The following is an 18,046-nucleotide window of genomic DNA, read 5'->3' on the forward strand; positions in this document are numbered from 1 at the left end:
GCACCCGACCGGAACCGCCCGCGAGAGTCCCCTTGCCGATCAGGACCCTGACCGACCGCCTGAGCCTGCGCCGACTGCTGACGCTGCCCTACGTCGTGCTCATGCTGGGCCTGGTGCTGCTGATGGGCACGCTGTTCTGGCGCGCCGGGCGCGACACGGTGGACACGCTGTCCGGCCAGCTCGTCGCCGAGGCGGTGAACCGCATCGCCGCGTCGCTGGAGCGGCACGTGGGCGGTGCAGACGCCGTGCTGGAGGCGGCCTTCCCGACCGGCCTGCCGGCACCCGAGGACATCGGCCGCGAGCTCGGCGCGCTGCGCACCCGCTTCTGGCTGGCCACCGCGGTGCACCGCGACCCCAACAACTACGTCTACTACGGCGACCGCCACGGCCATTTCCTGGGCCTGTGGCGCTTCTCCGAGCAGGAGGCCGAGCTGCGCCTGCGCGCGAGCAGCGAGGGCCCGCGCACGCTCTACCGGCTCAGCGGCATTGCCGGCGAACTGCGCTCGCCGGTGACCGAGGACAGGGTCTTCGAGCCGCGCGAGCGCCCCTGGTACCTGGCCGCGCTGGCCCACCCGGCGCCGCTGGGCTGGACGCCGGTCTACATCGACTTCAAGACGCTGGACCTCGTCACCACGCGCACCAAGCGCATCGGCAACGAGGTCGGCGAGCCCGCAGGCGTCGCGGCGACGGACCTGCCGCTCAAGCAGGTCCATGCGCTGCTCTCGCGGCTGCAGCTGAGCGAGAACGCGGTGGCGATGGTCGTCGAGGCGAACGGCGAACTCATCGGCGTGTCGCGTGGCGCGCACATGAAGACCACGGCGGCCGGCGAACACCGGCGGCTGAACGCACGGGAAAGCCCGGACGACCTCGTCGCCGCCGCCTTCGCGGCGGTGACTGCACGCAGTGCCGCGCCGCCCGGTACCGTGCCGCTCACGACCGTCTTCAACGGCCCGGGCGACCAGGCCGTGCAGCTGGGCTACGCGCGCGTCGACCCGGCGCTGGGGCTGGACTGGCTCATCGTCGTCGCCGTGCCGCGCGCCGACTTCCTCGCCGGCGTGCAGCGCAGCTTCGTGCAGGCTGGCGTGCTGGCGGGCCTGGCGACCCTGGTGGCGCTGGGGCTGGGCTGGGCGGTGCTGGGCATCGTCACGCGCGAGCTGCGCGAGCTGGCCGATGCCGCGCGCCGCGTGGGCGACGGCGTGCTGGACAAGCCGCTGAACGTGCACCGCGACGACGAACTGGGCGAGCTGGCGCGCAGCTTCGCCGACATGCAGCAGCGCCTGTTGACGGACCAGCTCACGGGGCTGTGCAACCGCAGCGCCATGCTGCGCCGCATCGAGGACCGCATCCTGCAGCAGCGCCGACGCGGCGACCACTGGCCCTTCGCCGTCATGTTCGTCGGCTTCACCCGCTTCAAGGACATCAACCAGCGCTTCGGCCACGGCGCGGGCGACGCGGTGCTCAAGGAGGCCAGCCAGCGGCTGCGCGCGGGCCTGCGCATCGGCGACATCATGGCGCGCTACGCGGGCGACGAGTTCGTCATGCTGCTGGAGTCGGTCGAGAACCGCGCCGACGCCGAGGCCGCGCGTGCGCACCTCGAAGCCGCGCTGCGCGAGCCGCTGCAGAGCCTGGCAGGCGTTGCGCCGGCCGGTTTCAGCGCCACCGCGAGCTTCGGCATCGCCCTCTACCCCGACGACGGCCAGGACACCGAAAGCCTGCTCAAGCACGCCGACGCCGACATGTATGCCCGCAAGCAGGCCCTGCACACCGATGCCAGCAACCAGCCCCAGCCCTGATCTCGCCGCCCTGCGCCGACACGCGGTGGCGCGCAGCCTCTTCCCGCCGACGACGCTGATGGCCGCCGTCGAGCGCCTCGGCGGCTTCGTCCAGGCCGACCCGCTGCGCGCGCCTGCCCGCGCGCAAGACCTGACGCTGCGCCACCGCGTCAAGGGCTACCGGGCCGGCGACCTGGAGCGCCGCTACCCGCGCCTGCCGCTGCGCGAGGACTTCTTCATCAACTACGGCTTCGTCACGCCCGAACTGCGCGCGCTGATGCACCCGCGCGGCACACGCCGCGTGTGGGACCCCGCGCGCTGGCAGCTGGCCCACGCGGTGCTGGCCGAGGTCGAGCGCCTGGGCGAGGCCCACCCGGCCGACGTGGACGCCGCGCTGGGCCATGGCGCGGTGAAGAACTGGTTCGGCGGCAACAGCCGGCTGTCCACCGAGTTGCTGGACGGCTTGCACTACCGTGGCCACCTCGATGTCGTGCGGCGCGACAGCGGCACGCGCGTCTACCGGCTGGCGCCGCCGACCCTGGCACAGCAAGCCCACGTCGACCCGCAGGCGGCGATGGACACGATGGCCGACGCGCTGGTGCGCAAGTACGCACCGCTGCCGGCCGGCAGCCTGTCGCAGCTCATCAACATGCTGTTCAACGCGGCACACCAGTGGCAGGACTTGCGCAAACCGACCATCGCCCGCGCCAAGGAGCGCCTGGCCCATGCGCGCGTGGATGGCATCGACTGGTACTGGCCGGCTTGCGAAGACCCGACGCGCGGCTGGCGCATCCCGTCTCAGGTGCGTCTGCTGGCGCCGTTCGACCCCGTCGTCTGGGACCGCCGCCGCTTCGAGCTGCTGTGGGGCTGGGCCTACCGTTTCGAGGCCTACACGCCGGCGGCCAAGCGGGTCCGGGGCCACTACGCGCTGCCGCTGCTGTGGCGCGACCAGGTCATCGGCTGGGCCAATGCCAGCGTGAGGAGCGGCCGGCTCCAGCTCGACTGCGGCTACGTGGCCAGCCGTGCGCCGCGCGATGCGGGGTTCAAGGCGGCGTTGGCGGCGGAGCGAGCGCGGCTGGCGGAATTTCTGGGAGTGGCTGCAGAGTGAGGTCGGCGCACGCCGCGAACGGCAGTTGCCCTTACGTGGTGCGTGCTCGCGGACCCGGTCCAGCCGATACGGCGGTATGGGAACTGCCCATGCCGTGGTGGCTCAGCGGCGTGCGGCCCGCACGCGCACCGCGACGATGCCCGCCACCCCTGCCAGCATCAGCAGCAGCGATGCAGGCTCCGGCACGGGTGCCGAGGTGTACTCGATCACGTAGCCCTGCGGCAGCGTGAATCCTGCCAGGCCTGCCTGCGGCTGGTCACCCCAGGTCGAGCCGCGGTTGATGCCGGCGTAATACGTGACACCCTGAGCACCGCCGCCGAAGGCGTCCGGCTGCCCGGGCCCCCAGGGCGCGTAACTGCCCAGCGCGCCACCCGTCACGTAGTTGAAGCTGCCGACGGAGGAAGCGTCGGAGTAGATGCCGAGCCAGGGCCCGACGATGTCCCCGTTGACGCTGACCCCAGTGAAGAAGCTGGCGCTGTCCACCAACGCGAAGATGAAGGCGTTCTCGCCGGCGTTCAGCGGCGTCGCCAGGTATCCGCCTGCCGCGGTGGCCGCGAGGTTGGCATCCCCCCAGGTGAGCCCGGCGGGGACCAGGATGGCGTCGTAATAGTGGCCGTTGGCGGGGTTCAATACCGGCGTGGCATGCGCGGCCCCGGTACCGAGCGCGCCGACGGCGAGCAGGCCGGCGCCCAGCAGTCGCTTGAGCAGGATTGATGCAGTCATCCGGAGAACTCCTTGTGTGCGCCCGCGTGGCGCGCGGCTGGTGCGGTGGATCTTGAGCCCGCGCTGCAATCTAAGGCGGCACGCCACCCCTGTCTGTCCCTGGGTCCGGGGGCGAAACTCCTGAAACGGAATGTCCGCTTTTCTGCGGCGCATCCGCATCCTTCACCGACGCCCTGAATATTCCTCGGCATGGGCCCGTTGATCGGCAACGCGTGCGCCGGTTTCATGGCCGATGCCTGGGGCGTCTCGGCGTCGATCTGGATCGGCGGCCTGGTGCGCCTGGCGGGCGTTGTCGCGACGGGCTTCTTGCTGCCGCGCTTCTGGGCCTACCGCAGCAGCGGCTTAGGGAAACGCTGAACAAGTCCCTCGCGCGAAGCGCATCCCTGCTTTGGGCGGTCTGAGGCGTTGCAAATGCTCGCCATAGCAAAGGCTATGGCGAGCATTTGCGCTTGGCAGCCAGCCCAAACCAGGGCGCACTGCATCGCGTTGGCTTGTTCAACGTCTCCTTAGGCGCCGCGCCGGCGGCGCAGCCAGGGCAGTGCCAGCAGGCCCAAGGCCAGCAGGCCGGCCGCACCAGGCTCGGGCACCGCGCTGGCCGTGTAGTCGAAGCCGGTGTCGGCGCTCAGGGCCGAGAAACCGGCCACTTGCACGCCGTCGATAGTGACGCTCTGGATGCCGCCCCATGCGAAGGTATTGCCCAGGTCCATGGTGCCCGAGGCGAACCCGGGCTCGCCGTTGGTCATGAAGATGTTGTTCTCGATGCTCAGACTCATGGAGACGGTGTTGGCCGCGCCGACAACGGCATAGAAACCTATCGTCTTCCCGCCCAGCGTGCTGTGGTTGGAGCAGGCGTCGCAGGAGGCGTAATTCGATTCGAAGCCCGACCAGGCGTAGGTGCTGAGGCTGCTGCCTGCCGTGACGACGGCCTCCCAACGCTGGGCGTAGCGAAAATCGCCCGTGCCATCGTGCTGCATGACGGTGCCGTCTATCCACACCGTGGCCGTGACCCATGCCAGCGTGCCCTGGCCGTAGCCGGCGGCCTGCAGCACGAAGCTGTCGTCCAGCGACGCATTCGCCGGACTCGAGGTGTTGGCCCCACCGCTGTAGGGCAGGGTCGTCGTCGCGAATGCCGTCCCATAGGTGTGCAGGGCAGCCACCGAGGCGGCGGCCCAGGCGTGGGCCATGCCGCCCATGCCTGGGCCTTCGAGCGCGGCTCGCGAATCCACCGACACGGGCATGGGGCCGCCGGCGTCGCGCGGATCGCTCATGCGGGTATTGGTGACGCTCAGCTCCACCGACGCGTTGCTGGCCGCGTGGAAACTGGCTGCCTGCACCGCAGGCACGCCCAAGCTCCCGACCGCGAGAGCCAGCAGCCCCCGTACCGTGTTCACCATGAATGCGCGCATGTCCTACCCCTTCGGAAAGTCGTTAGGGGTGGCATGGTGTCAGCGCTGCCGCGCCCGCGTCATCCCATGGGTGGATGTCCGGTTTTGCGAAAACCACCCGCCAACCGGGCTGCAGCTCCTCAGGCGTTCAATGCACCCATCTGCGCCACGGGGTACCGTGTGCCGGAGATGTCGTGTTCGCGCAGCAGTGCCTCGATGCCGGCGCGCTGCTCGGCGCTGAGCGTGATCCGGGCCGCGGCGGCGTTCTCGTCCAGCCGCGCGGTGCTGCGCGTGCCGGGAATGGGCACGATGTCCGGCCCCTGGGCGAGCAGCCAAGCCAGCGCGAGTTGTGCCGGCGTGTGGCCCCATCCCCGCGCCAGTGCTGATAGCGCGTCGGCCAGCGCGAGGTTGTGGTCCAGGTTCTCGCCCTGGAAGCGAGGGTGGATGCGGCGGCGGTCGTCCGGGGCCAGTTGCTCGGCCGCGCGGATGGCGCCGGTCAGGAAGCCGCGGCCCAGCGGGCTGTAGGGCACCAGCGTGATGCCCAGTTCGCGGCAGGCCGGCAGGATCTCGGCTTCGACGTCCCGGCTCCACAGCGAGTACTCGGTCTGCACCGCTGCGATGGGATGCACGGCGTGCGCACGGCGGATGGTGGCGGCCGAGGCCTCGGACAAACCCAGGTGGCGCACCTTGCCGGCCTTCACCAGCTCGGCCATCGCGCCCACGGTGTCCTCGATGGGCACCGTCTTGTCGACGCGGTGCTGGTAGTACAGGTCGATGTGCTCCACACCCAGGCGCTGCAGGCTCGCGTCGCAGGCCTCGCGCACGTACGCCGGGCTGCCGTCGATGCGCAGCATCGCGCCGTCGGGGGCACGCACGTTGCCGAACTTGGTCGCCAGCACGACCTCGCTGCGGCGCGTGGCGAGCACCTGGCACAGCAGACGCTCGTTGCTGCCCACGCCGTACATGTCGGCCGTGTCGAGGAAGTTGATGCCGATGTCCAGCGCGTGGTGCAGCACGGCCAGCGACTGCGCGTCGTCGGCCGGCCCGTAGAACTCGGACATGCCCATGCAACCCAGGCCGAGGGCCGACACCTGGGGGCCGGATGCGCCGAGGCGGCGCCGCGGGATGTGTGCAGAAACGGGATTTGTCATCGCGGAACTCCTTGCGGCCATCATCACCCCAACGGCAAAGCCCCGGTCGCTCGCCTAGAATGCGGCCTCTTCCGAGGAGCGTTGCAACCTCAGCACCCCTTGAGGCCAGGCTCGGAGATCTTCTGCAACCGCGCTCACCTGCTGGCCCGCCGTGGTCGGGGTGAGTCTTCAATCCCCGGCAGCGTGCGTCCAGCGGCTTCAATCGCTTGAAGGAGCACCGCATGTCCGCCACCGATTCCATCGTCAAAGACCTCAGCCTGGCCGAATGGGGCCGCAAGGAAATCCTCATCGCCGAGGGCGAGATGCCCGCGCTGATGGCCATCCGCAAGGAGCTCAGCGCCAGCCAGCCCCTGAAGGGCGCCCGCGTCGCCGGCTCGCTGCACATGACCATCCAGACCGCCGTGCTGGTCGAGACGCTGCAGGCGCTGGGCGCCGACGTGCGCTGGGCGTCGTGCAACATCTACTCCACGCAGGACCATGCCGCCGCCGCGCTGGTCGCCAAGGGCACGCCGGTGTTCGCCTACAAGGGCGAGACGCTGGAGGACTACTGGGACTACACCCACCGCATCTTCGACTTCGGCGCCGCCAACACGGCCGGTGAAGGCCCGAACATGATCCTGGACGACGGCGGCGACGCCACGCTGCTGATGCACCTGGGCCAGAAGGCCGAGACCGACCTGTCGGTGCTGGCCAACCCGGGCAGCGAGGAAGAGCGCATCCTGTTCGCCGCCATCAAGGCCAAGCTGGCCGTGGACCCGACCTGGTACACCCGCAAGAGCGCCGAGATCATCGGCGTGACCGAGGAAACCACGACCGGCGTGCACCGCCTGAACGAGATGGCCGCCAAGGGCACGCTGAAGTTCCGCGCCATCAACGTCAACGACTCGGTCACCAAGAGCAAGTTCGACAACCTGTACGGCTGCCGCGAGAGCCTGGTGGATGCCATCAAGCGCGCCACCGACGTGATGGTCGCCGGCAAGATCGCCGTCGTGGCCGGCTATGGCGACGTGGGCAAGGGCTCGGCCCAGGCGCTGCGGGCCCTCTCGGCGCAGGTCTGGGTGACCGAGATCGACCCCATCTGCGCGCTGCAGGCGGCGATGGAAGGCTACCGCGTCGTGACGATGGAATACGCCGTCGACAAGGCCGACATCTTCGTCACTGCCACCGGCAACCGCGACGTCATCACCCGCGCCCACATGGAGCAGATGAAGGCCAACGCCATCGTCTGCAACATCGGTCACTTCGACAACGAGATCGACGTGGCAGGCCTGGAAGGCTGCCAGTGGGACGAGATCAAGCCGCAGGTGGACCACGTCATCTTCCCGGACGGCAAGCGCATCATCCTGCTGGCCAAGGGCCGCCTGGTGAACCTGGGCTGCGGCACCGGCCACCCCAGCTACGTGATGAGCTCCAGCTTCGCCAACCAGACGCTGGCTCAGGTGGAGCTGTTCGCCCACCAGGACAAATACGCGGTCGGCCAGGTCTATGTGCTGCCCAAGCACCTGGACGAGAAGGTCGCGCGCCTGCAGCTCACCACGCTGAACGCCCAGCTCTCCACGCTGAGCCCGGCGCAGGCGGCCTACATCGGCGTCAGCAGCGAAGGCCCGTTCAAGGCCGACACCTACCGCTACTGAAGCCAGCGAGAGGTTCGATGCGCGCCGACCAACTCCTCGTCGCCCAGGGCCATGCGCCGACCCGTTCGGTCGCGCAGCGGCTGATCAGCAACAGCGCTGCCGAATGGGCCTCGCCCACCGGCTGGGCCGTGCTGAAGAAGGCCGGCGAGGAGCTGCCCGAGACGGCGCAGCTGCGCGTCACCGATGACGCGGAACTGCGCTACGTGTCGCGCGGCGGGCTGAAGCTGGAAGGCGCGCTGGCGCGCACGGGCTTCGACGTGAAGGCGCACACGGTGCTGGAGATCGGCCAGAGCACCGGCGGCTTCACGGACTGCCTGCTCGCGCGCGGTGCCCGCCACGTGGTGGGCATCGACGTGGGCCACGGCCAGCTGCACCCGCAGCTGCGGGTGGACTCCCGCGTGACGGCGCTGGAAGGCGTGCACGTGCGCGACCTGGGCGTGCTGCGCGCGCACGCGCCCACCGGCGGCTTCACGCTCATCGTCGGCGACCTGAGCTTCATCTCCATGATCGGCAGCCTGCCCGAGCTGCTGCCGTGGCTGGAGGTGCACGGCCACCTGCTCGTTCTGGTCAAGCCGCAGTTCGAGCTGGGCCCGCAGGCGCTGGACAAGCGCGGCGTCGTCAAGGACGCCGCCGACTACCCGCGCCTGGAAGCCCGCGCGCGCCTGGCCTGCACGGCCCTGGGCCTGAAGGTGCTCGACTACTTCGACAGCCCCATCACCGGCGGTGACGGCAACCGCGAATTCTTCCTGTGGGCCACACGATGACCACGTCTGTCAGTTTCGAATTCTTTCCTCCCAACACGCCGGTCGGTGTCGAAAAACTCAAGACCGTCGTGCAGGAGCTGGGGGCGCTCGCGCCCCAGTACTTCAGCGTCACCTACGGCGCCGGCGGCGCCACGCGCGACAAGACGCTCTCCGCCGTGATGGACATCGCCGCGGCCGGCTTCGAGGCCGCGCCGCACCTGTCCTGCGTGGGCTCCACGCGCGAAGGCATCGCCGGGATCCTGTCCGCCTACCGCGCGCAGCACATCCGCCGCGTCGTCGCGCTGCGCGGCGACCTGCCCAGCGGCACGGCCACGGCGGGCGAGTTCCGCTATGCATCCGAGCTGGTGAGCTTCATCCGTGAGACGCAAGGGCCGGACTGGCACATCGAAGTCGCCGCCTACCCCGAGGTGCATCCGCAGCAGCGCTACGCCGCCCAGGACATGCGGCACTTCGCCGACAAGATGAAGGCGGGTGCCGACGGCGCCATCACGCAGTTCTTCTTCAACGCCGACGCCTACTTCCACTTCGTGGACGAGGCCCGCAAGCTGGGCGTCACGCAGCCCATCGTGCCGGGCATCATGCCCTTCCACAACTACGGCCGCATCGCGCAGTTCGCGCAGCGCGACGGCATCGACATCCCGCGCTGGGTGCAGATGAAGATGGAAGGCTTCATGGACGACGCCGCCAGCATCCGCGCCTTCGGTCTGGACGTGATCACGCGGCTGTGCGAGCGCCTCATCGACGGCGGCGCGCCGGGCATCCACTTCTACACGCTGAACCAGAGCGCGCTGACGCTGGAGCTGTGCAAGCGGCTGGGAATCGGCGCCAAGGTTTGACCCAGCGCAAAGGGGTGTGCTGACGCACCCCGGGCCAGGCGCGAGCTTGCGCCTCGTCAAAACCGGCAGCGGGCGGCCGGCGTGCAATGCCTGCATCGGGACACGTCCCATGTTTGGAGCCACTGCCATGAAGAAGATCCTGCTTGCCGCCACGCTGACCGCGCTCAGCACCCTGGCGCTGCAGCCCGCCCGTGCCGATGAAGGCCCGCTGCTGGTGCGCGTGCGCGCGCTGCACCTGAACTCGGCGAACAAGGACAGCACGGGCCTGGGCCTGTCGATCAACAACAAGACCTTCCCCGAGGTCGACTTCAGCTATTTCTTCGCGCCCAACATCGCGGCCGAGCTGATCCTGACCTACCCGCAGAAGCAGACCCTCTACTCGAACGGCAGCGAGATCGGCTCGCTCAAGCACCTGCCGCCCACGCTGACGCTGCAGTACCACTTCAACCCGACCGGCACCTGGCGCCCCTACGTCGGCGCCGGCGTCAACTACACGAACTTCTCCAGCGTGAATTTCGCCCCCGCCGTGCAGACCGCGCTGCATCCCGGCATCAAGCACAACAGCTGGGGCCCGGCGCTGCAGATCGGTGCGGACGTGGAGATCATCAAGGGCACCTACCTGAATTTCGACCTGAAGAAGGTCGACCTGCAGACCACCATCTACTCCAACGGCGCCTCCGTCGGCAAGCTCAAGGTCAACCCGACGCTGGCCAGCGTGGGCCTGGGCTGGCGGTTCTGACCGGCACCTCGCCCGCAACGCAACGCGGCTGACGGACAGACAATGGTGCCGCGCGAATTCAAGCGCCCCGCCATGTCCGTCCGCCGCATCCTCTTCTTCTGCATGGGCAACATCTGCCGCAGCCCGACGGCGGAGGGCGTCATGCGCGCCAAGCTGGCCGCGGCCGGGCTGTCGATCGACGTGGATTCGGCCGGCACGCACGGCTACCACGTGGGCGACGCACCCGACGAGCGCAGCCAGATGCATGCACGCCGGCGCGGCTACGACCTGTCGGCCCTGCGCGCGCGGCAGCTCACCGCCGACGACTTCCAGCACTTCGACCTCGTGCTGGCCATGGACGCCGACAACCTCGCCCGTGCGCGCGCGCTGTGCCCGCCCGAGCAGCGCCACCGCCTGAAGCGGCTGCTGGACTACGCGCCCAGCTCCCGCGGCCGCGATGTGCCCGATCCCTACCACGGCGGCGCGGACGGTTTCGAGCGCGTGCTCGACCTGGTGGAAGCGGGTTGCGACGGCCTGCTGTCGTCGCTGAAGCGCACTCAGTAGCGCTGCGTCGGGCCCAGCCGCCGCAACGCGGACTTCAGCAGCCGGCCGTCGGTGCCGAACACCGTCACCAGCTCCAGCCGCTGCGGGCCCGCGGGCGTCGCGATGACGCGCAGGTGGCGCAGCAGCCGGCGGCCCGACTCGAAGTGCGTGTCGTCGTCGGCCTTGCCCAAGCGGCTCACGGCCTCCGCCACCGAGAGGCCCGGCACGAGCTGGCGCGCCGCCTTCACCCAGGCGTCGTCCAGTGCCTCCAGGCCCGGCTCCGGCGCGGCGGCCGGGTCGTCCATGCCCTCGATGACCACGCGCGTGTCGTCCGGCCAGCTCGCATCGCCCAGCGGCACGCGGAACATGCGCTCGCGCAGCGAGTAGCCCCAGTCGTACGCGCTGCCGCTGCCGTCGCGCAGGCCGTGCAGGAATCCCTCGCTGAGCGTCAACCAGCGCTCGCCGTGCACCAGCGTCACGGCGAACACCGGCCGGTCCGCGAAGTTGCTGGGGCTCCACTCGGGGTCGGCGCACTCGTCGACGGCAAAGGACACCAGCAGGGCCAGCCCCGTGAGCCCGCGCGCCACGCCACTGTCGAAACCCACGCGGCACTGCAGCCGCAGGTCGCCCAGCCGCCGCTCGCCTTCCGGCACCCCCGGCGTGCGGATGTCCGGCCGCCAGGTCACGCGGCCGTCCGCCAGCCGGCTGCGCACCTCGGTCGCCGGGGGCAGGTCGCGCCAGGCCGGATCGATGGCGAATCGGTCTTGCGCATCGAGCCGCACAGGCTGCCGGCCGGCGGGCGCCATCAGACCCAGCGCCAGCGCCTGCGTGGACTCGGCCTGCGTGCGCGCGTAGACCTTGAACCGCAGTTCGGCGGCCGGCGCCAGCGCGTGGAACTTGTCGAACAGCGCCTGCGCCTTGAAGAGCTGGGCCAGCGTCTTCTTCTCGCGCAGCGCGGCAGACTCGCCCTGCACCTGCACGAGCCCCAACCGGGCGTCCGGTGCCGAGGCGGGCTGCGCACCCGCCGACAGCGCCAGGGCGCCCGCCAGCAGCGCACAGCCCCGCTTCATCAGCCCGCCGCGGCGAACGCGTCCCGCGTCAGGTTCTCGGGCGCCTCGCCGGCCGCGCGGCAGGCCACGTCGTCCTCGATGCGGATGCCGCCGTAGCGCTGCAGCCGGTCCACGGCGTCCCAGTCCACCTGCGCGGCCTGTGGCGACGCGCGCAGCTGGCGCAGCAGCGTCGGGATGAAGTACAGCCCCGGCTCGATGGTGACCACCATGCCGGCCTGCAGCGGACGCGTCAGGCGCAGGTAGCGGTGGCCCTCGGGCTTGTCGGCCGTGCCGCCGTCCTCACTGGCCATGAAGCCGCCCACGTCGTGCACCTGCAGGCCCAGCAGGTGGCCGATGCCGTGCGGGAAGAAGGTCTTGGTGACGCCCTCCGCCACCATGGCCTCGTCGCCCATGTGGACGATGCCGGCATTGCGCAGCACCCGCGCGATGCGGCGGTGCGTGCTGAGGTGGATGTCGCGGTAGTCCACGCCCTCGCGCACCTCGTCCACCAGCCCGAGCTGCTCCACCTCCATGGCCGCCACCAGCGCCGCGAACTCGTCGTGGCTGGGCGCCACCCAGGTGCGAGTGATGTCGCTCGCATAGCCGTTGACCTGCGCGCCCGCGTCGATCAGGAAGCTGCGCGACTGCGGCGGCGGGCTCTCGTCCTGGTACTGGTAGTGCAGCACCGCGGCATGCTCGTTGAGGCCGATGATGTTGGTGTACGGCAAGTCGCGGTCGGTGTGGCCGGTGGCGACGAGGTAGGCACGGTGGATGGCGGCTTCGCTCTCGCCGCGCTGGAACGCCGCGCGCGCGGCGTTGTGGCCCGGCACCGCGCGGCGCTGGGCGGCACGCATCTGATCCAGCTCGTAAGGCGACTTCACGCCGCGGGCCCAGTGCAGCAGGTTCAGCAGCGGCTCCGGGTTGTTGGGCTCCAGCCCCGGCAGCGCCGCATCGGCCTCGCCCAGGATGGCGGTGCGCTCGCCCGTCAGGTCGGCCAGCGCCTGCGCGGCCGCCTCGGGCTCGCGGATGACGACCAGCTCCACGGCGTCCACCCACTCGCCGCTCGGCGCTGCGGGCGGCACATGCCAGTAGTCGTCGGGCTGGTAGTAGACGACGCGCGGCTTCCTGCCCGGCCGCACGGCCAGCCACGAATGCGGGTGATTCGTCAGCGGCAGCCAGTGCTTGAAATGCGGGTTGGCCTGGAACAGATAGGGCCGGTCGTCGAGGAAGGCGTATTTCTCGATGCCGGAAGCGATCAGCAGCGTGTCGAAGCCCGTGCGTTCCAGCGCGGCTTCGGCCTGGCGCTGCAGACCGGCGAGGTGGTCGAGGTAGAGGCTCATCGCGCCCGCCTCACTTGCGCACGTAGGTCAGCTTCTTCGTACCGCCATCGCAACTGCCGATGACTTTCGCATCACCCACCTGGTCGTTCTCGACGGCCGTGATCTCATAACCCTTGACGCCCTTCTCGTCCAGCCTGGCGGCGATCTCCGCCTTCAGTTCGTCACAGGGCTTGGACGCCGCGAAGGCGGCACAGCAGGACAGGGACAGCAGGGCCACGAGCAGGGACTTGGACATGGGAAGGCTCACGATGGGGATGAAGACCGGGCATTGTGGTGCAGGCAATCCGCTTGCCCGCCCACCGCCAACGCTCAGCCGTCCACGTCCCAGACCACGCCCTCTTCCGTCAGCATCGCATCCAGCGCCACGTCCAGCGGGCTGGGCTTGAGCAGCGGGAGGAAACCGTGCGCGTAGCCGATGCCCACCGCCGCCGGGCGGGGCTGCAGTTGCGCCAGCGTCTTGTCCATGAAGCCGCCGCCGTAGCCCAGCCGCAGGCCGCAGGGGCCGAAGCCCAGGCAGGGCACCAGCATCAGCTGCGGCTCGAATTCCTCCGTGCCCTTGGGCTTGGGAATGTGGAAGGCGTCGTCCTCCATCGGGCAGCCGGGGTACCAGACATGAAAGCGCAGCGTGCGGTGCACCTTGTCGACCACCGGCAGGCCTATTCGACGTTGCTGGCGTTCCGGGGCGTCTTCAGCCCAGCGGTACAGCGCCGGCAGCGGGTCGAACTCGCCCTTGATGGGCCAGTAGGCGCCGATGGTGGTTTCCTTGCGGCGCAGCAGCCACACGCGCAGCACCTCCTGCAGGTCGGCGGCCAGTTCCTGCCGTTTCGGCAGGCCCAGGCGTTGCTCGATCAGCTTGTGCCGTATCGCGGCGCGGTCGTTCGCATCCATGGCAGCGGAGCTTACAGTGACTGACATGACGCCCCCACGCTCACGCCGTTCGCTGCCCCCCGGGGGGCGCGTCAGCGCCTTCGGGCGGCCGGGCGGCGTTGACATGGACGCCTTCACCGAACTCTGCGTCGAGCTGCTGTCGCCGCTGGGCCGCGTGCGCACCCGGCGCATGTTCGGCGGCCAGGGCGTCTACGTGGACGACCTGTTCGTGGCCATCATCGACGACGGCCAGTTGTTCCTGAAGGCGGACGACATCACGCGCGAGCGGTTCGATGCGGCCGGCTGCGCGCCGTTCACCTTCGCGGACAAGGACGGCGAGCCCGTCATCACCCGCTACCGCCGCCCGCCCGAGGACGCGCTGGAGTCGCCGCCGCTGATGCTGCCCTGGGCGCGGTTGGCGCTGGAGGCGGCCTTGCGCGCGGCGAACGCGAAGAAGCCGAAGGCCGTCAAACCCACCTCAGCGGCCAAAAAACCGGCGGCCAAGAAAGCTGCGGCGGGCCGGCGCTGACGTCGGCGGCACCAGCAGCTCGAAATCGGCTGCGGGCCAGCCCTCCAGCACGGCGCTCTGCCCCGGCGCCAGCGCCAGTGCCTCACCGGCTTGCAGCCACTGGTCCTTGGCCGGCTCGTCGGCGGTGCCGGACAGCGTCAGCCACACGCGGCCCTGGGCCACGGCAAGGCGGCGGGCTTCCGGCCCACCGGCCAGGGTCAGCGCCCGGCCACCGTCGAGATGCCATACAGATTGCGCATCAGTCATGAAATTGCTCCTGGGTTGCTGTCAGCGATTCTGCGGAGATCACCCCAAGCGGTCCAATGATTCCCAAGGCGGCGATTGATACCATCTGCGCATGAATCAGCCCGGCCCTTCGACACGTCAACGCCCGCTGTCCGTCGGCCCGCTGCGCGCCTTCGAGGCCGTCGCCCGGCTGCTGTCCTTCCGTGCCGCGGCCGAGGAGCTGAGCCTCACGCAGTCGGCCATCAGCCGGCAGATCCAGTCGCTGGAAGAAGAAATCGGCTGCACGCTGTTCCTGCGCGGCACGCGCAAGGTGGAGCTGTCGGGCGACGGCGCGACGCTGCTGCCCACCGCCGTGGCCGTGCTGTCCAAGCTGGACCAGGCGGTGCGCCAGATCCGCCGCACGCGCGGGCGGCGCGTCGTCAACGTCAGCACCTTCGCGTCGTTCGCGTCGCTGTGGCTGATCCCGCGCATGGAGGCCTTCCAGCGCGAGCATGCCGACATCGACATCCGAGTATCCGCCTACGACCGCAAGGTGGACCTGGAGGACGGCGAGAGCGACCTGGCGCTGCGCTACGACGACCGAGCCTCGGTGCCGGCCGACGCGGAGCAGCTGTTCGAGGAACTGCTGTCACCCGCCGTCAGCCCCTGGTACCTGCAGAACCCCCCGGCACCGCTGAAGCAGCCGGCCGACCTCGCCCGCCATGCGCTGGCCGAGGAGGACGACCCCCGCCCCAGCGCCGAATACCTGAGCTGGCGCCGCTGGCTGACCGTGCACGGCGAGCCCGACCTGCAGCCGCGCCGCTGGCTGTACCTGAACTTCACCTACCAGCAGGTGCAGGCCGCGCTGACCGGCCAGGGCGTCGTGCTGGCCCGGCTGCCGCTGGTGCACGAGCACCTGCAGCGCAGCGAACTGGTAGAGCCGTTCGGCAAGGCCAGCCGGCTGGGCAGCCCGTTCGGCTACTGGCTCATCGTCGGCCCCAACGCGGCGCGGCGGCCCGAGGTGCAGCAGTTCGCCGACTGGGTGCGCGAGCAGGCCGCCCTCACCCGCGCGCAGCTCGCCGGCGTCTGAACGCCGCTGCCCTCGCGGGCCTGCAGGGGCCGGGTGGTGCGACAGGCCCGGCGGTTCAGGCCGCTGGCGTCAATGCCCGGGCGCAACGCCTGGCACCGGCTCGCTGACCACCCGCGCCAGCGCCTGCGCCAGCACCTGCTGCGCGCGCAGCACGTGGGTGACGCCGGCATCGCGCAGCCACTGCGTCTCCTCCTCGGTGTGCGCCAGCACGGCGCAGCGCACCTCGGGGTTGAGCTGGCGCGCCAGCGCCAGCAGCGCCGGCACGCCGAGGATGTCGGGCACCGCGACGACCAGCCAGGACGCGTGCGCGATGTGCGCCTGCACCAGCGTCATCGCCTCACCCGCGTCGCCCAGCACGGCCGCCTGGCCGGCGGCGCGCAGCTTCTCCACGACGTCGCGGTCGCGGTCGATGACCACCAGGGGCCGGTTGCCCAACTGCTCATGCAGCGCCGTGCCCAACGTGCCATGGCCCACCAGCACGATCTGCCCGGCCAGCGACGTGTGCGGCGTGTCGGCCGGCAGCTCGGCCAGCGGATCGTCGCGCGCCTCCAGCCGGCGCGCCCAGCGCGAGCGCGCCAGCACCCAGCGCCGCAGCGGCTCCACGCACGAGAACAGCAGCGGGTTCAGCGCGATGGAGACGATGGCGCCGGCGACGACCAGGCTGGCGGCCTCGGGCGGCACGAGGTTGAGCGACTGCCCCAGGCCCAGCAGGATGAAGCTGAACTCGCCGATCTGCGCCAGGCTCACGGCGACCGTCAGCGCCGTGCTCAGCGGGTACTTCAGCAGCAGCACGAGGGCGCCGGCGGCGATGGTCTTGCCCACCAGGATGACCGCCACCGTGCCCAGCACCGCCATGGGCTGCTCGACGAGGATGCGCGGGTCGAACAGCATGCCCACCGCGACGAAGAACAGCACCGCGAAGGCGTCGCGCAGCGGCAGGCTCTCGTGCGCCGCGCGCTCGCTGAAGGCCGACTCGCGCAGCACCAGGCCGGCGAAGAACGCGCCCAGCGCCACGCTCACGCCGAACAGCGCCGCCGCACCCACGGCCAGGCCCACCGCCGCGGCGATGGTCGCCAGCGTGAACAGCTCGCGCGAGCCGGTGCGGTTGACCTGCCACAGCATCCACGGCAGCAGGCGCCGGCCCACCACCAGCATCACGGCCACGAAGGCGGCCACGGCCAGCAGCGTCATGAGCACCGTCACGACGAGGCCGCCGCCCGACGCGCCGCCCTCGCCCTGGCGCCCGCCCAGCACGGGCATCAGCACCAGCGCCATCACCATGGCCAGGTCTTCCACGATCAGCCAGCCGACCGCGATGCGGCCGTTGCCGGTGTGCAGCAGCTCGCGCGACTCCAGCGCGCGCAGCAGCACCACCGTGCTGGCCACCGACAGCGCCAGGCCGAACACCAGCGAGGCCGCCAGGTCCCAGCCCCACAGGCCGTGCGCCAGGCCCACGCCCATTGCCGTGGCCGCCGCCATCTGCACCAGCGCGCCGGGCAGCGCGATGCTTTTGACCGACATCAGGTCGCGGATCGAAAAGTGCAGGCCCACGCCGAACATCAGCAGCATGACGCCCACCTCGGACAGCTGCTGCGCCAGGTGCACGTCGCCGACGAAGCCCGGCGTGTGCGGCCCGATCAGCACGCCGGCCAGCAGGTAGCCCACCAGCGCCGGCAGCCTGGCCCATTGCGCCAGCAGGCCCAGCACCAGGGCCAGGCCGAAGGCGGCGGCCAGCGTCGAGATCAGGGTCATGCCATCGTGCATCTTGCGTGGGGGCCTTCCGGGGTCAGTCCAGGGCGATGAGCTCGCGCTCGGTGAGGATCAGCGTCAGCGCGCGGTCATGCGCCTCGACGGGGAATTGAGTTTCGGCGGCGGACCACGCCAGGCCGATCGCCGTCACGCCGGGATGCGCGGCCAGCCAGCGGTCGAAGTAGCCGCCGCCGTAGCCCAGGCGGAAGCCCTCGCGCGTGAAACCCACGCAGGGCACCAGCACCACGTCGGGCACGGCCACCGCGCCGCTGGACGTGGCGATGCCGCAGTCATCCTGCACCGTCGGCTCGGCACCGTCCCAGCGGCGGTAGACCATGTCGGCCGGATCGCGGCGCGCGAAAGGCAGTGCCCGCGGGAAGGGCAGCGCCCCTGGGGTAAATTCCCCCGCCATGGGCCAGTAGACCCCGAGCAGTTCCGGCTCCAGCTGGTCCAGCAGATCGCGCAGCGGCCCGTCGAGCGCGGCCTGCGCCGTCTGGAACGCCAGCGTGGCCGCGAAGGCACGGCGGGCGGCGATCAGCTCGCGGCGCAGGGCGGAACGGTCGGGGCTGGCACGGGACATGGCG

The 18,046-nt window shown here is 70.6% G+C and carries 20 protein-coding genes and 1 riboswitch; of the genes, 10 read left to right on the forward strand and 10 right to left on the reverse strand.

Features of this window, described 5'->3' with window-relative positions; all coding sequences use genetic code 11:
* The first annotated feature begins 32 nt into the window (after window positions 1–32).
* Together ACO07H_RS22580 and ACO07H_RS22585 are read left to right on the forward strand one after the other, a co-directional pair.
* Window positions 33–1,793 (forward strand): sensor domain-containing diguanylate cyclase, encoded by a 1,761-nt coding sequence (locus tag ACO07H_RS22580; RefSeq protein ID WP_422018381.1) that lies wholly within the window; start codon window positions 33–35, stop codon window positions 1,791–1,793.
* The gene (locus ACO07H_RS22585; protein ID WP_422018385.1) at window positions 1,768–2,880 is read left to right on the forward strand and encodes a DNA glycosylase AlkZ-like family protein; all 1,113 of its coding nucleotides are present in this window, start codon (window positions 1,768–1,770) and stop codon (window positions 2,878–2,880) included. The genes ACO07H_RS22580 and ACO07H_RS22585 overlap by 26 nt, the downstream gene beginning before the upstream one ends.
* A 102-nt stretch (window positions 2,881–2,982) precedes the next feature.
* Here ACO07H_RS22585 and ACO07H_RS22590 read toward each other — a convergent pair whose 3' ends face one another.
* On the reverse strand, window positions 2,983–3,603 hold the full coding sequence (locus ACO07H_RS22590) for a PEP-CTERM sorting domain-containing protein (protein ID WP_422018387.1): 621 nt from the start codon (window positions 3,601–3,603) through the stop codon (window positions 2,983–2,985).
* 189 nt (window positions 3,604–3,792) lie between these two features.
* Here ACO07H_RS22590 and ACO07H_RS22595 point away from each other — a divergent pair, with 189 nt between their 5' ends.
* Window positions 3,793–3,960 (forward strand): hypothetical protein, encoded by a 168-nt coding sequence (locus ACO07H_RS22595; protein WP_422018389.1) that lies wholly within the window; start codon window positions 3,793–3,795, stop codon window positions 3,958–3,960.
* Between the two features lie 149 nt (window positions 3,961–4,109).
* Here the strand turns inward: ACO07H_RS22595 and ACO07H_RS22600 are convergent, their stop codons facing one another.
* On the reverse strand, window positions 4,110–5,009 hold the full coding sequence (locus ACO07H_RS22600; protein WP_422018391.1) for a hypothetical protein: 900 nt from the start codon (window positions 5,007–5,009) through the stop codon (window positions 4,110–4,112).
* Between the two features lie 119 nt (window positions 5,010–5,128).
* Window positions 5,129–6,139, reverse strand: coding sequence for an aldo/keto reductase (locus ACO07H_RS22605; RefSeq protein ID WP_422018393.1), 1,011 nt, complete (start codon window positions 6,137–6,139; stop codon window positions 5,129–5,131).
* A gap of 67 nt (window positions 6,140–6,206) precedes the next feature.
* Window positions 6,207–6,282: riboswitch (S-adenosyl-L-homocysteine riboswitch) on the forward strand.
* Window positions 6,283–6,360: 78 nt separating this feature from the next.
* Here ACO07H_RS22605 and ahcY point away from each other — a divergent pair.
* The 5 genes from ahcY to ACO07H_RS22630 all read left to right on the forward strand — a co-directional run bounded on the left by ahcY (window position 6,361) and on the right by ACO07H_RS22630 (window position 10,655).
* Complete coding sequence (gene ahcY, locus ACO07H_RS22610) at window positions 6,361–7,773, forward strand: adenosylhomocysteinase (protein WP_422018395.1); 1,413 nt, start codon at window positions 6,361–6,363, stop codon at window positions 7,771–7,773.
* Between the two features lie 17 nt (window positions 7,774–7,790).
* Window positions 7,791–8,537: a TlyA family RNA methyltransferase gene (locus ACO07H_RS22615; protein ID WP_422018397.1), complete on the forward strand. Its 747-nt coding sequence runs from the start codon at window positions 7,791–7,793 to the stop codon at window positions 8,535–8,537.
* Complete coding sequence (gene metF / locus ACO07H_RS22620; protein ID WP_422018399.1) at window positions 8,534–9,373, forward strand: methylenetetrahydrofolate reductase [NAD(P)H]; 840 nt, start codon at window positions 8,534–8,536, stop codon at window positions 9,371–9,373. The genes ACO07H_RS22615 and metF overlap by 4 nt, the downstream gene beginning before the upstream one ends.
* A 127-nt stretch (window positions 9,374–9,500) precedes the next feature.
* A complete protein-coding gene (locus ACO07H_RS22625; protein WP_422018401.1) occupies window positions 9,501–10,112 on the forward strand; it encodes an OmpW/AlkL family protein in 612 nt (203 codons plus the stop codon).
* Between the two features lie 72 nt (window positions 10,113–10,184).
* Window positions 10,185–10,655 carry a low molecular weight protein-tyrosine-phosphatase gene (locus tag ACO07H_RS22630; protein ID WP_422018403.1) on the forward strand — a complete coding sequence of 157 codons (471 nt, stop codon included), beginning with the start codon at window positions 10,185–10,187 and terminating at the stop codon, window positions 10,653–10,655.
* Here the strand turns inward: ACO07H_RS22630 and ACO07H_RS22635 are convergent.
* The 4 genes from ACO07H_RS22635 to ACO07H_RS22650 all read right to left on the reverse strand — a co-directional run bounded on the left by ACO07H_RS22635 (window position 10,649) and on the right by ACO07H_RS22650 (window position 13,911).
* Window positions 10,649–11,704 carry a hypothetical protein gene (locus ACO07H_RS22635; protein WP_422018405.1) on the reverse strand — a complete coding sequence of 352 codons (1,056 nt, stop codon included), beginning with the start codon at window positions 11,702–11,704 and terminating at the stop codon, window positions 10,649–10,651. The genes ACO07H_RS22630 and ACO07H_RS22635 overlap by 7 nt on opposite strands.
* Window positions 11,704–13,023, reverse strand: coding sequence for a Xaa-Pro dipeptidase (pepQ, locus tag ACO07H_RS22640; RefSeq protein ID WP_422018407.1), 1,320 nt, complete (start codon window positions 13,021–13,023; stop codon window positions 11,704–11,706). The genes ACO07H_RS22635 and pepQ overlap by 1 nt, the downstream gene beginning before the upstream one ends.
* 10 nt (window positions 13,024–13,033) lie before the next feature.
* A complete protein-coding gene (locus tag ACO07H_RS22645; RefSeq protein WP_422018409.1) occupies window positions 13,034–13,258 on the reverse strand; it encodes a DUF1161 domain-containing protein in 225 nt (74 codons plus the stop codon).
* A gap of 74 nt (window positions 13,259–13,332) precedes the next feature.
* Window positions 13,333–13,911: a 5-formyltetrahydrofolate cyclo-ligase gene (locus tag ACO07H_RS22650; protein ID WP_422018410.1), complete on the reverse strand. Its 579-nt coding sequence runs from the start codon at window positions 13,909–13,911 to the stop codon at window positions 13,333–13,335.
* Window positions 13,912–14,014: 103 nt separating this feature from the next.
* Here ACO07H_RS22650 and ACO07H_RS22655 point away from each other — a divergent pair, with 103 nt between their 5' ends.
* The gene (locus tag ACO07H_RS22655) at window positions 14,015–14,419 is read left to right on the forward strand and encodes a TfoX/Sxy family protein (protein WP_422018411.1); all 405 of its coding nucleotides are present in this window, start codon (window positions 14,015–14,017) and stop codon (window positions 14,417–14,419) included.
* On the opposite strand, the gene ACO07H_RS22660 is transcribed toward ACO07H_RS22655, so the two are convergent.
* The gene (locus tag ACO07H_RS22660; RefSeq protein WP_422018412.1) at window positions 14,369–14,665 is read right to left on the reverse strand and encodes a DUF2917 domain-containing protein; all 297 of its coding nucleotides are present in this window, start codon (window positions 14,663–14,665) and stop codon (window positions 14,369–14,371) included. The two genes, ACO07H_RS22655 and ACO07H_RS22660, sit on opposite strands and share 51 nt — an antisense overlap.
* Before the next feature lie 91 nt (window positions 14,666–14,756).
* Here ACO07H_RS22660 and ACO07H_RS22665 point away from each other — a divergent pair, with 91 nt between their 5' ends.
* Window positions 14,757–15,713 (forward strand): LysR substrate-binding domain-containing protein, encoded by a 957-nt coding sequence (locus ACO07H_RS22665; protein WP_422018413.1) that lies wholly within the window; start codon window positions 14,757–14,759, stop codon window positions 15,711–15,713.
* 69 nt (window positions 15,714–15,782) lie between these two features.
* Here ACO07H_RS22665 and ACO07H_RS22670 read toward each other — a convergent pair whose 3' ends face one another.
* Window positions 15,783–17,477 carry a cation:proton antiporter gene (locus ACO07H_RS22670; protein ID WP_422018414.1) on the reverse strand — a complete coding sequence of 565 codons (1,695 nt, stop codon included), beginning with the start codon at window positions 17,475–17,477 and terminating at the stop codon, window positions 15,783–15,785.
* Between the two features lie 22 nt (window positions 17,478–17,499).
* Entirely contained in the window at window positions 17,500–18,042 is a 543-nt protein-coding gene (locus tag ACO07H_RS22675; RefSeq protein ID WP_422018415.1) for a 5-formyltetrahydrofolate cyclo-ligase, read from the reverse strand.
* Window positions 18,043–18,046 lie beyond the last annotated feature (4 nt).

It is taken from the genome of Roseateles sp., from assembly GCF_965229315.1.
Classification (GTDB): domain Bacteria; phylum Pseudomonadota; class Gammaproteobacteria; order Burkholderiales; family Burkholderiaceae_C; genus Pelomonas.

Excerpts from the sequence above, each read along its gene's own strand:
- ACO07H_RS22645 (WP_422018409.1), bottom strand. The coding sequence starts at position 13,258 with ATGTCCAAGTCCCTGCTCGTGGCCCTGCTGTCCCTGTCCTGCTGTGCC.
- ACO07H_RS22585 (WP_422018385.1), top strand. The coding sequence starts at position 1,768 with ATGCCAGCAACCAGCCCCAGCCCTGATCTCGCCGCCCTGCGCCGACAC.
- ACO07H_RS22660 (WP_422018412.1), bottom strand. The coding sequence starts at position 14,665 with ATGACTGATGCGCAATCTGTATGGCATCTCGACGGTGGCCGGGCGCTG.
- metF (WP_422018399.1), top strand. The coding sequence starts at position 8,534 with ATGACCACGTCTGTCAGTTTCGAATTCTTTCCTCCCAACACGCCGGTC.
- ACO07H_RS22605 (WP_422018393.1), bottom strand. The coding sequence starts at position 6,139 with ATGACAAATCCCGTTTCTGCACACATCCCGCGGCGCCGCCTCGGCGCA.
- ACO07H_RS22655 (WP_422018411.1), top strand. The coding sequence starts at position 14,015 with ATGGACGCCTTCACCGAACTCTGCGTCGAGCTGCTGTCGCCGCTGGGC.
- ACO07H_RS22630 (WP_422018403.1), top strand. The coding sequence starts at position 10,185 with ATGTCCGTCCGCCGCATCCTCTTCTTCTGCATGGGCAACATCTGCCGC.
- ACO07H_RS22595 (WP_422018389.1), top strand. The coding sequence starts at position 3,793 with ATGGGCCCGTTGATCGGCAACGCGTGCGCCGGTTTCATGGCCGATGCC.
- ACO07H_RS22590 (WP_422018387.1), bottom strand. The coding sequence starts at position 3,603 with ATGACTGCATCAATCCTGCTCAAGCGACTGCTGGGCGCCGGCCTGCTC.
- ACO07H_RS22675 (WP_422018415.1), bottom strand. The coding sequence starts at position 18,042 with ATGTCCCGTGCCAGCCCCGACCGTTCCGCCCTGCGCCGCGAGCTGATC.
- ACO07H_RS22670 (WP_422018414.1), bottom strand. The coding sequence starts at position 17,477 with ATGCACGATGGCATGACCCTGATCTCGACGCTGGCCGCCGCCTTCGGC.
- pepQ (WP_422018407.1), bottom strand. The coding sequence starts at position 13,023 with ATGAGCCTCTACCTCGACCACCTCGCCGGTCTGCAGCGCCAGGCCGAA.
- ACO07H_RS22665 (WP_422018413.1), top strand. The coding sequence starts at position 14,757 with ATGAATCAGCCCGGCCCTTCGACACGTCAACGCCCGCTGTCCGTCGGC.
- ACO07H_RS22600 (WP_422018391.1), bottom strand. The coding sequence starts at position 5,009 with ATGCGCGCATTCATGGTGAACACGGTACGGGGGCTGCTGGCTCTCGCG.
- ahcY (WP_422018395.1), top strand. The coding sequence starts at position 6,361 with ATGTCCGCCACCGATTCCATCGTCAAAGACCTCAGCCTGGCCGAATGG.
- ACO07H_RS22635 (WP_422018405.1), bottom strand. The coding sequence starts at position 11,704 with ATGAAGCGGGGCTGTGCGCTGCTGGCGGGCGCCCTGGCGCTGTCGGCG.
- ACO07H_RS22625 (WP_422018401.1), top strand. The coding sequence starts at position 9,501 with ATGAAGAAGATCCTGCTTGCCGCCACGCTGACCGCGCTCAGCACCCTG.
- ACO07H_RS22650 (WP_422018410.1), bottom strand. The coding sequence starts at position 13,911 with ATGGATGCGAACGACCGCGCCGCGATACGGCACAAGCTGATCGAGCAA.
- ACO07H_RS22615 (WP_422018397.1), top strand. The coding sequence starts at position 7,791 with ATGCGCGCCGACCAACTCCTCGTCGCCCAGGGCCATGCGCCGACCCGT.